Genomic DNA, 13,595 nt, shown 5'->3' on the forward strand with positions numbered 1-13,595 from the left:
CAACGCCCCCGGGCCCATGGCCACCAAGAAGCCGCGCCGCACCGCCGAACGCATCCTCGAAGTCACGCTGGACCTGTTCAACCGCTTCGGCGAGCCGAACGTCTCCACCACGCTGATTTCGGCGGAGCTCGGCATCTCGCCCGGCAACCTGTATTACCACTACCCGGCCAAGGACGAGCTGATCAACGCGCTCTTCAACCGCTACGACAAGGCCTTGTCGGAGCTGCTGGGGGCGGTGGGCAACGTGCGCAACGTGGAGGACGCCTGGCTGTTCTTCCACATGCTGTTCGAGCTGATCTGGCAGCACCGCTTCCTGTACCGCGACCTCAACGACCTGCTGTCGAAGAACCGCAAGCTGGAGACCCATTTCCAGCACGTGCTGGAGCAGAAGACGCAGGCGATGGTCGGCCTGTTGGGCGGCCTGCAGGCCAGCGGCGCGCTGACGATGCAGGTCCGCGAGGCGGTGCCGACGGCCAACGCGATGGTCGTGCTGCTGAGCTACTGGCTGAGCTACGAATACGTGCGCGATCCGCGCAATGCGCTCGAGCCCGAGCGCGCCGGCGAGGCGCTGATGCGCGGCGCCTTCCATGTGCTGGGACTGCTGCTGCCGTACCTGGAACCCGCCTCGCGCGACCACCTGTTCCAGCTGGTGGGGAAGTACCAGCCGCCAACGGGCGGCGCCTCCCAAGCATGAACGATCGAGTCTCGCCATCGGGACTCGACGTCGGCTTGATGCTTGTCAAACCCCTCTTCGTTTGACTCATCTCTGCCAGTCGGATTGACTGGCTTGAGTCATGCGCGCCCGCCGCTTGATGAATACGGTGCAAGGGCGGCGACATTGCCGCGGACTTGTCTGGAGCATCGAGCATGTTCGGGATTACGCCCTGGGGCCCGTCGTCCTTGTTGAATGACTGGGAGCGGTGGAGGCGGACTGGGCCGCTCGGCTTCGTCGTCCGATTCGGCCTGCTTCGCATCGCGCCATGGTTGGCCGCGCCGATCGTCGGCATGATGATCCTCTCGGGCGTGTCGGTCTCCCTGGTGCGATGGATCGCGTTGGGGACCACCTACCTCGTCATCGGCGTGATCTGGGGCGCGCTCACCTGGCGGACCTGCGAGTCTCGATGGACCCTTTCGCGTGGGAATGACGAGCCTCCCGGCTAGCAGCAAGCTCGGGGCCGGTCCTCCGCACAAACCCTGGATTCGTGCGAAGCCGGACCCCCTGGTCGCGGTTGGCGGCGAAAAACGACACCCTATAAATTAGGGATATCGCATTCACCGACATCAAGGGACCGATTCCATGAAGCGCATCCTGACCACCGCCGCCCTGCTGGCCCTGATCGCCCCGATGGCCCACGCCGCCACCGCCGAGAACGCCGATGCCAAGGCGCTGCGCGCCGAGTGCGCCAGCCAGCACGCGGTGAAGTTCGAGCAGGCCGCCGCCGCCAACGAGTACCGCTTCGTCTACAACCGCGGCGAATACCGCGGCGAAGCCACCGCCGGTCAATCGGTCGCCTGCGGCCAGACGCAGTACGCCGAATACCTGGCCAGCGCCGATCCGGTCCGCGTGATGTCCGCCTACCCGACCGCCGCGGGCCGCCCGCAGCCGGCCAAGAAGACCGCCAAGTAATCGGTCCGTCTTCGACACCAGGCCTCGAACCCGGACATGGAAACCCGGGCTTCGATACGCCGGGGTCCGGAACGACGGGCTCCGGAACGACGAACGCCGCCCTCGGGCGGCGTTTTTCATGGCGGCGGGGCCTGAACCCGGCGCCCGGGGTCAGGCCTTGACCTCCCACGGCAGCATCAGCGCCAGCGTGAGTAGTTGCTGGAACTCGGGCTCGAAGTGGGCCACGATGCGCTCCGGATCGGGGCACAGGCCGGCGTCGGCGATCAGGCCGAACTGCACCTGGCCGGCATAGGTCAGGATGCTGATGCCCAGGCTCATGTCGCCGGCCTGCGGGGCCCAGAACATCACCCGCTCGACGGCCGAGCCGCACAGCTGCAAGGCCTGCGCCGGCCCCGGCACGTTGGTCATCAACGCCGTCGCCTTGCGCGAGAGCGTCTTCAGCATCGCGCGCTGGGCGGCCTTCTCGACCGAGCCCGACGTCGCCATCAGGCCCATCGACAAGGCCGGCTGCAGGCTGTTCTTGAGCGCCTGCGTCTGCGCATGCACCGCGTAGAGCCGCTTGACCGGATTCGTGATGCCCACGGGCAGCGGCAGCGGCACCATGCCGAAGCGGTTGCCCAACTGCCACGCCGTCTCCAGCGGACGCAGGTTCACCGGCACCAGCGCGCGGATCTCCTGGCCGTCCGTGTCGTCGCCGTGTTCGCGCAGATACAGCCCGATCGCCCCGGCGACGCAGTTCAGCAGCACGTCGTTCACCGAGACGTTCATCGACTTGCCGACCGCCTTGACGGCGTCCAGCGGCAGCGGCGCGCCCCAGGCGACGCGCTTGGCTCGTCCGGCCTTGCCCTTGAGACGGGTCTTCGCGTCGTCGGGCGCTTCGGTGAGCGCCGCGGCGTCCTTGAGGACCTGCTTGCCCAGGCGCTCGGCCGGGGAGACATCCGGCGTCCCCGACCCGGCGTGCGCCTGGATCTCGCGGACGGTCCAGGCGTTGATCGGCTTGACCATCGCGTCGGCGAGCCATTCGGGCTCGGCGGCCTCGTCGGGGATGGCCTTCGTTCCCTTGGCGGCCTTGCCTGTCTTCGCAGTCGGCAGCGCCGGCGGCACGGCACCGCCGTCGGTGATCGACAGCAGTACCGCGATCAGCGCGATGCCGTCGGCGATGCAGTGATGCACGCGCGCGATGAGCGCGCTGCTGCCGTCGTAATGTTCGATCAGGTGCAGTTGCCAGAGCGGACGCGCGGGATCGAGCGGCTCGGCGGCGAGGTCGGCGAGACGGTCCTGCAGCGCGCCTTCGAGCGGACGCCCCCGGCGGCGGTTCAAGGTCTCAGGAACGACGTGCCGGGCGATGTCGACCTCGGCGTCCTCGACCCACCAGGCGCGGTCGCCCGCCTCCACGACGCGCTGCCGGAAACGCGGGAAGCGCAGCAGCCGTTCGGCGACGCGCGCCCGCAGGTCCTCAAGCGCGATGGCGGGCTTCAGCAGCAGCACGCCGTGGATGATCATCCGATTGGCTTCGGTGTCCAGGCGCAGCCAGGCGGTGTCGACCTTGGACATCGGCTCGGCGCCCTTCGGCAGGCCGTCGGGGCGACCGGCGCGCCCGTTCCCGGAGGCCTTGAGCGGCGTCTTGCCGGCGGTGCCGCGCTTCGAGGGAGCGGTCGTCGACGGGGTGGACTTGGCGCTCCGGCGGGGGGACGGGCTCGACGCGGCGGGGGTGGGCAATGCGGTCTCCTGGACGGACGGGGCGAAGTACGGGGCGAGGGACGAGGCGCTGACGCCCGGATCATCCGTCATCTAGAGAGGCGGCCCCAGTCCGCACGTGGGGGTGGGGTGGGTAACATCGCGGCCGTCCGTCCCGATTGTCGCCAACGGGACGCCCTGCTCACCGCCACGGGAGACACACCATGAGCCTGAAGGACCAATTCGACGCCGCCGTCGCCGATTCCAAGAATCTGCCCGAGCGCCCGGACAACCAGACGCTGCTGAAGCTGTACGCGCTGTTCAAGCAGGCGACCACCGGCGATGTCGAGGGCGACCGCCCCGGCATGACCGACTTCGTCAACCGCGCCAAGTGGGACGCCTGGAAGAACCTCGAAGGCAAGACCAACGACGAGGCGATGCAGGACTACATCGACCTGGTCGAAGGCTTGAAGTAAGTCCTCAAGTGCCGGCGCTCGCGCCGGACAGGTGCAAGAGCCACCTCCGGGTGGCTTTTGCTTTTCAGAGCAGCTTGAGCGACCCACGACCTCCCACCGAGGGGAAGGCACGTTCGATGCCTGGCAAATGCGCTGTATCCGGTCGTACGCCTTCGACCGTGGGCCCAACCCAGAGTGCCTGCTGAATCCAATTCTGCGCATCGACGGCAACGTCATCGAAACGGCGAATCTGGAAATGGGCGCCAAGCCGAAGCGTCTTGGACCAGAAGTGAAGCCGTTCGACCGACAGCGCGTCCATTGAGAACTTCCGGAGCCCAGCAACCAGCAGATAGCTGACTTCAAGAGGCCGACGACAGTGAGCCACCAAGGACGCCACGCGCTGGTTGCGTCCGGCCACGTCGCTGAAGCAATCCCAATCGACCAGTTGACCGAAGCCGTCCAGGAAGTCCTGTCCCCAATGCTTCAGCTGTCGACCCCTCTGCTCGAAAAGGGTGTTGGCGCGAGCGCCCTGGCATTCCACGAGCAGCAGTCGAGGTGCTGCATCCTCGAAGTCTGGAACGCTGAGTATCGCGAAGTCCGTACGCATGTCGTCGAGCATCAACTCCCTGGCCACATGCGTCGGATAGACATGCCCGCCCGCGTGCGCCAACAACGCCATTCGTTCGGTCGCCGCGCCGAACCATTCCAGCAGAGGTCGCTCACGAAAGCCTTCTTCCGGAGCGGCCGACAACAGAGTTTCCAACTGGCTCGCCGCCTGCACGAGCTGCAGTCGCGAGTGGTGGCAGCGATGAAACTGATTGCCCCGCAAACCTGCCGCTTCCCGCGGCCGTGTGGTGACATGTCGGACCATCGGTCAGTCCTCCCATTCCGGCCAACGGTCGAAGACCGCCTGAATCGTCAACCCATCGGCTGCGCGACTGACCATGACGAAGTCATGCCCGAAACGAGCGGCTTCGCGGCCATTGACAAGCAGGCGCAATGGCAAGGTGCCGTTCATCAACTTCGCATAGAGCTGGCGTTGCCGGCGGTGCGGCCACCATTGCATGCCCCGTTCGGCCACGCCATGCAACGTGATGCCACTACCGCGGGGCGGGGACACCACGCCATGGCAGACGGCGGGGACGACTTGGATCTCGGCCTTGCGCCGCCAGCGCATCGGCGCGCGGGAACCCGGTGACCGGGCGCTGTGAATCATCGACATGAGGAGCACTCCAACTTCAAAGGAGGTGCGCAGTCTAGAAATCACATCGGACAGAAGATAGCGTCGATTGGGGAACGGTTGATCGCGATCAAACGATGCTGGAATCAAACCGCCCAAGTTGCGTTGTCGCGGCGCCAACGACTTGACATCGCCCTGGCAGATGCGGTTCAGCGCGCCAACTCCGCCCTACGCTCATCCTTCGGCAGTTTCGCCAGCCGCTGCACTTCGGCATAGAAGCGCGGCCAGTCCGCGCCCTGCCGCTCGAACAGCCGGACGAAGTCCGGCACCAGGTCCGTGTAGCTGCCCTGGATCGCCAGCGCCGGCGTGTTCAGGCCCAGCACCCAGCGGTCGAAACGCGTGTCGCCGTTCCACCGGTCGCGCTTGATCGCCTCGTAGTCCGCGCGCAGCTTCGCGAAGGCCGCGGCCTTGCCGGCGCGTTTCTCATCGTCGCTGGCTGTGCTGCGGAACACGTCCTGCAGCTGCTCCCGCGTCGACTTGAGCAAGGCCTGGATCTCGTCCTGACGGCGTCTCGACTGCTCGTCGTCGCGCAGCGCCTCGGGCCGATCCTTCAGCCAGCGCGCCACGCCGATCTGCTCGACCGCCGTCGCGAAGCTCTCGTTGAATGCGGTGTCGTCGCCCGCATACGCGACCTGGTGGGCCAGCTCGTGGAAGATCATCCGCGCCAGCTGGGCCTCGGGATAGCGAATGAAGGTGTTCAGCAGCGGATCACCGCCCAGCCAGTTGCTCCAGCCCAGCGACGAGTACGCCGGCACGCCGTACACGTAGGGTTCGAAGCCGTCCTTGCGGAGCTCCTGCGCCAGCTCGCGCGCATCGTGCGGATCGAAGTAGCCGCGGTACCCGGCGCAGCCCATGATCGGGTAGCACCAGGTCTTGAGCTGCAGGCTCAGCTCCGGGGTCGCGACGACGTTCCACACCGCCGCGCCGCGCTTGAGATCGGCGTAGCGGCGGTAGCTGTCGTTGTCCGGCAGCTTGAGTTCCGAGGACGCGTAATCGCGCAGCGATTTCGACAGCTCGAGCTGCTGGCGGATCTCCGGGTCCAGGTCTTGCTGACCCAGCCATTCGTCGACGGGCCTGGCCGAGCGCACCAGCGACAGGTGCCCCGACAACGACTGGCCGTAGTACGACAGCTGTGCGCAGCCGCCGAGCGCCGTCATCGCCAGCAGCACAGGCGCGGCCAGCAGGAGCAGCAGCAGCAGTCGTCGCGCGCGTTTCGTCATCGTTGCGGGCATCGTTCGGTGCGCCTTGCACCCGGCTCAGGCCGCGGCCACTTCGACCAGGCAGTCGTAGAAGCACGGCGCGCGTCCGAGGTCGGTCAGCCGCTGGTGCGTGACCTCGTTGACGTTGCGGCCGTCCGCGCCCAGCTTGCGCCACCAGATGCCCAACCCGTGCACGACGCCCTCGCGGGCCCGTGCGCTCACGTCCAGCCGGCACGCATAGCTGCCGCGGTCGTTGAACACGCGCACCAGCTGGCCATCGGCAAGTCCGCGCGCCGCGGCGTCGCCGGCGCTCATCTCCAGCACCTGCTCGCCTTCGATGTCGCGCAGGCTCTTCACGTTCACGAAGGTGCTGTTCAGGTGATTGCGCGCCGGCGGCGAGATCATCGCCAGCGGATAGCGCGCCGCGAGAGCCGGGTCGCTCGCCCGGCTCTCGTAGTTGGGCACGTAGTCCGCGCCACGCGCATCGGCCTTCCCGTTCGCCGACGGGAAGCCGCCTTGCGCGAACGGCGCCTCCGCCAGCGGCAGCTTGAACCAGCCGCGTTCGCGCAGCTGCGCCAGATCGACGTCGTCGCGGAACGCCTGGCGCAACAGCGTTTCGTCGTCTTCGTGGAAGGCCGGCTCGTCGAAGCCCATCGCCGCCGCCAGTGCGCGGAAGATCGCGGTGTTCGGCCGGGCCTCGCCCAGCGGCGCGATCGCGGCCTCGTTCACCAGCACGTCGGTGTGGCCGTAGCTGGTGTGGATGTCCAGGTGCTCCATCTGCGTCGTGGCCGGCAGCACGTAGTCGGCCAGATCGGCGGTGTCCGTCATGAAGTGCTCCAGCACCACCGTCAACAGGTCCTCGCGCTGGAAGCCCGCCACGACCTTCGGCGACTCCGGCGCGACCGCGACCGGGTTGCTGTTGTAGACGATCAGCGCCTCCACCTTCGGGCCGAACGCGGGCGACGCCTCGCGCAGCAGGTCGTCGCCGATCGTGCTCATGTTGATCGTCCGCGAGGGGCGGCCGGCACGCAGGTCCGGACGCTCCAGCGCCGGGTTCTTGAACGGCGCGAACCAGCCGGAACTCGACAGCAGGAGCCCGCCCGCGCGATGGCGCCACGCGCCGGTCAGGCAGGGGAGCAGCGCGATCAGCCGCACCGCGTTCCCGCCGCCGCGCACGCGCTGCATGCCGTAGTTCAGCCGGATGGCCGCCGGCGTCAGCGTCGCGTAGTCCCGGGCCAGGCCGCGGACCTCGTCCGGCGTGAGCCCGCATTCGGCCGCGGTGCGTTCGGGCGGCCACGCGAGCGCCCGCTCGCGCAACTCGTCCCAGCCGTCAACGTACCGGACGAGGTAGTCGTGATCGAGCCAGTCGTGGGCGATCAGTTCGTGCATCAGCCCCAGCGCCAGCGCGCCGTCCGTGCCCGGCAGCAGGGCCAGGTGTTGATGGCACTTGTCGGCGGTCTCGGTCTTGCGCGGATCGATGCACACCAGCTTCGCGCCGTTGCGCTTGGCCTGGTTCGCGAAGGTCCAGAAATGCAGGTTGGACGCGATCGAGTTGCTGCCCCAGATGACGATCAGCTTCGATTCCGCGAAGTGCGGCAGGTGCATGCCGACCTTGTGTCCATAGGTCGCCGCCAGCCCCGCGCCGCCCGCCGACGCGCAGATCGTGCGGTCCAGGCAGGACGCGCCCAGCCGGTTGAAGAAACGCCCCGCCATCGCCTCGCCCTGCAGCATCCCCATCGTGCCGGCGTAGCTGTAGGGCAGGATCGCCTGCGGATCGCGCGCCGCGACGGCCTTCAGCCGGCCGGCGATCTCGGCGATCGCCTGGTCCCAGCCGATGCGCTCGAAACGCGGCGCCTCGTGCTTCGCGCTGACGCGCTTGAGCGGATGCAGCACCCGTTCCTCGTGATAGGTCCGCTCGGGATATCGCGACACCTTCGTGCACAGCGCACCGTGGGTGCTCGGATGCTCGGGTTGACCCTGCACCTTCACGACCTTGCCGTCCTCGACCGTGATGCGCAACGCGCAGGTGTCCGGACAGTCGTGCGGGCAGGCTCCCTTGACGATGCGCGTGCCGCGATCGGCGGCCTGTGGCGGGAGGTTCACGGCGGATTCAGAGAGGACGGACGACATGCGTCAACTATTGCACAGGCGCCACACCCTTGCGTTTTCTTACCGGAGTCGGCGACAACGCTGGACGCACGAGCCGCTAAGCTCGCGCGCCAGGAGGCCGAAATAGGTCGTGTCGAGCCTCCTGGCGCGCTTGCCCTCCGGCGGACGCCACAATATCAATTCGCACCCCTCTGGGAGTCCCCCTTGGATCGCCGCCAACTTCTCGCCTCCGCCAGCGCCCTGGGCGCGCTCGCCACCCTGCCCATCCCGACGGCCGTCCGCGCACAAGGCAAACGCCTGGTGTTGGGTCAGTCGGTGCCGCTGACGGGCGCCGCCGCCCAGCTGGGCATCCAGATGCAGGCCGGCGCGAAGCTGTTCTTCGACGCCCAGAACGCCGCCGGCGGCATCAACGGCACGACCATCGAGCTGCGCACGCTGGACGACGGCTATGAGCCCGACCGCTGCAAGGCCAACACCGAGAAGCTGATCGCCGACGACGTGTTCGCGCTGTTCGGCTACGTCGGCACGCCGACCTCGCTGGCCGCGCTGCCGCTGGTCAACCAGGCCAAGATCCCCTTCGTCGCCCCCTTCACCGGCGCCGAGGCGCTGCGCGACCCGTTCAGCCCGTGGGTCTACCATGTGCGGGCCTCGTACTACGACGAGACCGCGCTGATCGTGAAGCAGCTGACCCATCTGGGCCTGATGCGCATCTCGGTCTTCCATCAGAACGACGCCTACGGCAAGGCCGGCCTGGACGGCGTGCTGCGCGCGATGAAGCCGCTGGCGCTGCAGCCGCAGGCCACCTCCACCGTCGAGCGCAACAGCGTCGAGGTGACCAAGGCCGTCAAGGACCTGATCCAGAACGGCGCGCCGCCCGAGGCCATCGTCATGATCAGCGCCTACAAGAGCTGCGCCGCCTTCATCCGCGCCGCCCGCAAGGCCGGCTACGGCGGCGTGTTCTACAACGTGTCCTTCGTCGGCACGCAGTCGCTGCTGGACGAGCTCGGCAAGGACGCGATGGGCGTGGTCGTCAGCCAGGTCATGCCCTATCCGTTCGGCTCGCAGGTCGGCGTGGTCCACGAGTACCAGCAGGCCGCCACCAAGGCCGGCCAGAAGTTCAACTACACCGCCATCGAGGGCTACATCGGCGCCAAGGTCATCAGCGAAGGCATCCGCCGCATGACCCGCCCGACCCGCGAAGGCCTGGTCGCGGCGCTCGACACCCTGGCGAACTACAACGTCGGCGGCTTCAACGTGAACTTCAAGCCCAACAAGCATGTCGGATCGAGCTTCGTCGAGATGACGATGCTGACCAACGACGGGCGCGTCAAGCGCTGACCTGCCCTCCCCGGGCAGACCCGGACGCCGGATCGCACGCCGCTGGCGGCGACGATCCGGACCCGCGGGTACACTGGTCCGACCACAGCGGCGCCGCCCTGAGCGGCGCCGCGGCCTTTCTGGCCCGCGGCAAGCCCGACGCGCTGTCGCGACGACATCGGAGTGCCCGCCCATGAAGCTGATCGAACCCATCCTGGCCGACGCCCCGGCCATCGCCAAGCTGCGACGTGACCTGCACGCGCATCCCGAACTCTGCTTCCACGAGGAACGCACCGCCGACGTGGTCGCGCAGGCGCTGACCGACTGGGGCATCGAGATCCACCGCGGCCTGGGCAAGACCGGCGTGGTCGGCATCATCAAGGGCCGCGACGGCGGCGCCAGCGGCCGCACGCTGGGCCTGCGCGCCGACATCGACGCGCTCCCCATCACCGAGCACAACACCTTCGCCCACGCCAGCAGGCACCCCGGCAAGATGCACGCGTGCGGCCACGACGGCCACACCGCGATGCTGCTGGCCGGCGCCAAGCACCTGGCGTCGCAGCGCGACTTCGACGGCACCGTCTACGTCGTGTTCCAGCCGGCCGAGGAAGGCGGCGGCGGCGCCCGCGAGATGATCAAGGACGGGCTGTTCACGAAGTTCCCGATGGAAGCCATGTTCGGCATCCACAACTGGCCGGGCATGGCCGCCGGCCAGTTCGCGTTGAAGAGCGGCCCGGTCTTCGCCTCGAGCAACGAGTTCAAGGTCACCATCAAGGGCAAGGGCGCGCACGGCGCGATGCCGCACCTGGGGACCGATCCCGTGGTCGTGGCCGCGCAGCTGGTGCAGGCCTACCAGACCATCATCACCCGCAACAAGCGGCCGATCGACGCGGGCGTGATCTCGGTGACGATGATCCACGCCGGCGAGGCCACCAACGTCATCCCCGAGAGCTGCGAACTGCAGGGCACCGTCCGCACCTTCACGCTGGAGACGCTGGACCTGATCGAGCGCCGCATGAAGCAGATCACCGAGGCCACGGGGGACGCCTTCGAGGTCCAGTGCGAGTTCTCGTTCCACCGCAACTATCCGCCGACGATCAACCACGCCGCCGAGACCGAGTTCGTCCGCGGCGTGCTGACCGAGATGCTGGGCGCATCCAACGTGCAGGCCTTCGAGCCCACCATGGGCGCCGAGGACTTCAGCTACTACCTCCAGGAAGTGCCGGGCTGCTACTTCCTGATCGGCAACGGCGACGGCAGCCACCGCGAAGGCGGTCATGGCCTGGGGCCCTGCATGCTGCACAACCCGAGCTACGACTTCAACGACGAGCTGATCCCGCTGGGCGGCTCGATGTGGGTCCGGCTGGTGGACGCCTGGTTCAAGCAGGCCCGATGACGGGTTCCGACCGATGACCGACGACCAGGAAAAGACCGTCCTCGACGACACCCACCGCTGGCTGCAGCGGGCGGTGATCGGCTTGAACCTGTGCCCCTTCGCCAAGAGCGTGGAGGTCAACCAGCGGCTGCGCACCGTGGTCAGCGCGGCCCGCACGCCCGAGGACCTGCTCAAGGAACTGGCCCACGAGCTGCTCGCGCTCAATCGCGCCGATCCGGACGAGACCGAGACCACCTTGCTGGTCCACCCCTGGGTGCTGAACGACTTCCTGGACTTCAACGACTTCCTCGGCGCCGCCGATGCGCTGGTCGAGGACCTGGACCTGGACGGCGTGCTCCAGGTCGCGAGCTTCCACCCGGACTACCAGTTCGACGGCACCGACGCGGACGACGTCGACAACCTCAGCAACCGCTCGCCCTACCCCACGCTGCACCTGCTGCGCGAGGAGAGCATCGAGCGCGCCGTCGAGACCATGCCCGACACCGACGCGATCTACGAGACCAACATCGACACGCTGCGCCGGATCGGCCGCAAGGGCTGGGAGGCGCTGGACGTCGAGGCGAAGCTGCCGCTGGCCCAGCGCATCACGCGCGAGGACTGAGCCCGCCGAGAGGCCGCTGGCCCTCACCCCTCCCCTCTCCCGCAAGCGGGAGAGGGGGCAAAAAGGGCTTGGGCAAGGGCTGCGATCGTGGCAGACCTGATGTCCTGATTTGACCGCGACTGGTCCGCCGGCGGCGCGACGGATCGACCCGTCGCCGGCACGATGACTCCTATCAACCACCCGATGGAGTCCTTGATGACCACCGCCTCGAACACCGCCGCCCACGCCACCCCCACGACCGCCGTCCTGCTGATTGACGTGCAGGAGTCGTTCCGCCACCGCCCGTACTGGGACGAGACCACCTGGCCCGCGTATCTCGAACGCACCAACGCCCTGCTCGACGGCGCGGCGGCTCGTGGCCTGCCGATCATCCGCATCCTCCACAGCGACGGCCCCGAGACGGCGGACAACCCCTTCTCGCTGGTCAGCGGCCACGTCCGCCCGCTGGACGGGCTGGCCCAGGTGCCCATCGCCGCCGAGTTCCTCAAGCGCCGCCACAGCGCGCTGGTCGGCACGGGGCTGTCGGTGTGGCTGACCGAGCATGGCATCCGCCGGCTGATCGTCGCGGGCATCCGCACCGAGCAGTGCTGCGAGACCACCACCCGCCACGCCAGCGACGAGGGCTGGACCGTCGACTACGTGACCGAGGCGACGCACACCTTCCCGATCCCGCACGCCAGCGGTGTCGTGGTCGGCGTCGCCGACCTCAAGCTGCGCACCGAGGTCGCCCTGCAGGGCCGCTTCGCCGAGATCGTGAGCGTCGAGCAGGCGCTGGCCCGCGCGGTCTGAGCGCATACTGCGGCGATGTCCTTTTTAGATTCCGTTTCGGCGCCCGATCCGGCTTCCGGCGCCACTCGGGACGCCGCCCTCGTCGACGTCTGGATCCTGGTCGAGCGCCACACGCTGCTGCTCGACCTGGCCGGCGCCGCCGAGGCGCTGCGGCTCGCCAACCAGGCCCTGCGCCGTCGCGGCGAGCCGGAGGCGTTCCGGCTGCGGTACTGCGCCGCGAGCGAATCGGCGTCCACGTCGGTCGGCCTGACGCTCGCCGCGCTGGAACCGCTGCCGGCGCTCGGCGAGCGGGATTGGCTGATCCTGAGCGGCCGGCGACATCCGCATCCGGACGACCCGCCGACCGACACCACCGACCGGGAAGACGCCTTGCGCATCGAGCGCTGGCTGCATCGCGAAGGCAGCGCATTGCTGGCGGGCGGACAGGGCCGGCTGCTGAGCATCTGCGCCGGTGCGCTGCTGGCGGCGCGGGCCGGGCTGCTGGACGGCCGCCGCTGCACGACCCACCACGAGGCGTTGGACGCGCTGCGCGACGCCGCGCCCCGTGCCGACGTGCAGGCGAACCGGGTGTTCGTGCTCGATGGTCCGCTGGCCAGCAGCGCGGGCATCACGGCCGGCATCGATCTGGTGCTGGCGCTGATCGCCGAGCACTGCGGCGAGGCGATCGCCGCGTCGGTGGCGCAGGTGATGGTCGTCTACCTGCGCCGCGGCGCGCAAGATCCGGAGCTGTCGCCGATGCTCGCGCACCGGCACCATCTGCATCCGGCGCTGCACCGCGTGCAGGACGCCGTCTGCGGCGATCCGCGCGCCGACTGGAGCCTCGCCCGCATGGCGGAGGTGGCGCACGTCACGCCCCGGCACCTCACCCGGCTGTTCGCGCAGCACGGCGGCACGACGCCGCTCGATTACCTGCGCGCGATCCGGCTGGAACTGGCCCGGCGCGAACTCCAGCGCGGGGTACGACCGGCGCAGGCGGCGCTCGCGGCCGGCTTCAGCTCGGACCAGCAACTCCGTCGCACCCGCCGCCGGATGGGCGCTCCGGCTTAGCATCACTTCCTCGGGGCCGGATCCTGGTGAACCCTTGCCGGCCCGTCTTTTGCCCTGCGCCGGGCTAGCACAATTCACATAAATCCAAGTCAAGCGGGATTCGTGCACTTCTGGTAACTTGCGCGCCCACAGTGAACG

Annotated in this window: 13 protein-coding genes; 8 read left to right on the plus strand and 5 right to left on the minus strand. The window is 68.4% G+C overall.

Annotation, left to right across the window (positions count from 1 at the left end; genetic code table 11):
* The first annotated feature begins 16 nt into the window (after positions 1-16).
* Together AC07PR_RS17215 and AC07PR_RS17220 are read left to right on the plus strand one after the other, a co-directional pair.
* Positions 17-694, plus strand: a complete 678-nt coding sequence (locus AC07PR_RS17215) for a TetR/AcrR family transcriptional regulator (RefSeq protein ID WP_495136002.1) — start codon at positions 17-19, stop codon at positions 692-694.
* A gap of 603 nt (positions 695-1,297) precedes the next feature.
* Positions 1,298-1,627 (plus strand): hypothetical protein, encoded by a 330-nt coding sequence (locus AC07PR_RS17220; RefSeq protein ID WP_377160592.1) that lies wholly within the window; start codon positions 1,298-1,300, stop codon positions 1,625-1,627.
* 150 nt (positions 1,628-1,777) lie between these two features.
* Here the strand turns inward: AC07PR_RS17220 and AC07PR_RS17225 are convergent, their stop codons facing one another.
* Positions 1,778-3,418: a wax ester/triacylglycerol synthase family O-acyltransferase gene (locus AC07PR_RS17225; RefSeq protein ID WP_495136003.1), complete on the minus strand. Its 1,641-nt coding sequence runs from the start codon at positions 3,416-3,418 to the stop codon at positions 1,778-1,780.
* A 110-nt stretch (positions 3,419-3,528) separates the two neighbouring features.
* Between AC07PR_RS17225 and AC07PR_RS17230 the strand changes: the two genes are divergently transcribed.
* Positions 3,529-3,780 carry an acyl-CoA-binding protein gene (locus tag AC07PR_RS17230; RefSeq protein ID WP_495136004.1) on the plus strand — a complete coding sequence of 84 codons (252 nt, stop codon included), beginning with the start codon at positions 3,529-3,531 and terminating at the stop codon, positions 3,778-3,780.
* 64 nt (positions 3,781-3,844) lie between these two features.
* Here the strand turns inward: AC07PR_RS17230 and AC07PR_RS17235 are convergent, their stop codons facing one another.
* From AC07PR_RS17235 to AC07PR_RS17250, 4 genes are all read right to left on the minus strand, one after another.
* Positions 3,845-4,630, minus strand: coding sequence for a hypothetical protein (locus tag AC07PR_RS17235; protein WP_377160586.1), 786 nt, complete (start codon positions 4,628-4,630; stop codon positions 3,845-3,847).
* 3 nt (positions 4,631-4,633) lie between these two features.
* The gene (locus AC07PR_RS17240) at positions 4,634-4,981 is read right to left on the minus strand and encodes a hypothetical protein (protein ID WP_377160584.1); all 348 of its coding nucleotides are present in this window, start codon (positions 4,979-4,981) and stop codon (positions 4,634-4,636) included.
* 167 nt (positions 4,982-5,148) lie between these two features.
* On the minus strand, positions 5,149-6,219 hold the full coding sequence (locus tag AC07PR_RS17245; protein WP_495136005.1) for an aminopeptidase: 1,071 nt from the start codon (positions 6,217-6,219) through the stop codon (positions 5,149-5,151).
* A 36-nt stretch (positions 6,220-6,255) separates the two neighbouring features.
* Positions 6,256-8,328 (minus strand): molybdopterin-containing oxidoreductase family protein, encoded by a 2,073-nt coding sequence (locus AC07PR_RS17250; RefSeq protein WP_495136006.1) that lies wholly within the window; start codon positions 8,326-8,328, stop codon positions 6,256-6,258.
* 183 nt (positions 8,329-8,511) lie between these two features.
* Between AC07PR_RS17250 and AC07PR_RS17255 the strand changes: the two genes are divergently transcribed.
* The 5 genes from AC07PR_RS17255 to AC07PR_RS17275 all read left to right on the plus strand — a co-directional run bounded on the left by AC07PR_RS17255 (position 8,512) and on the right by AC07PR_RS17275 (position 13,457).
* The gene (locus AC07PR_RS17255; RefSeq protein WP_377160580.1) at positions 8,512-9,645 is read left to right on the plus strand and encodes an ABC transporter substrate-binding protein; all 1,134 of its coding nucleotides are present in this window, start codon (positions 8,512-8,514) and stop codon (positions 9,643-9,645) included.
* A 172-nt stretch (positions 9,646-9,817) separates the two neighbouring features.
* Positions 9,818-11,020: a M20 aminoacylase family protein gene (locus AC07PR_RS17260; RefSeq protein ID WP_495136007.1), complete on the plus strand. Its 1,203-nt coding sequence runs from the start codon at positions 9,818-9,820 to the stop codon at positions 11,018-11,020.
* Between the two features lie 13 nt (positions 11,021-11,033).
* On the plus strand, positions 11,034-11,621 hold the full coding sequence (locus AC07PR_RS17265) for a DUF1415 domain-containing protein (protein ID WP_495136008.1): 588 nt from the start codon (positions 11,034-11,036) through the stop codon (positions 11,619-11,621).
* Positions 11,622-11,816: 195 nt separating this feature from the next.
* A complete protein-coding gene (locus tag AC07PR_RS17270) occupies positions 11,817-12,410 on the plus strand; it encodes a cysteine hydrolase family protein (RefSeq protein WP_495136009.1) in 594 nt (197 codons plus the stop codon).
* Positions 12,411-12,425: 15 nt separating this feature from the next.
* Entirely contained in the window at positions 12,426-13,457 is a 1,032-nt protein-coding gene (locus tag AC07PR_RS17275; RefSeq protein WP_495136010.1) for a GlxA family transcriptional regulator, read from the plus strand.
* Positions 13,458-13,595 lie beyond the last annotated feature (138 nt).

The sequence above is a fragment of the Roseateles sp. GW821-FHT09H11 genome (assembly GCF_059415845.1).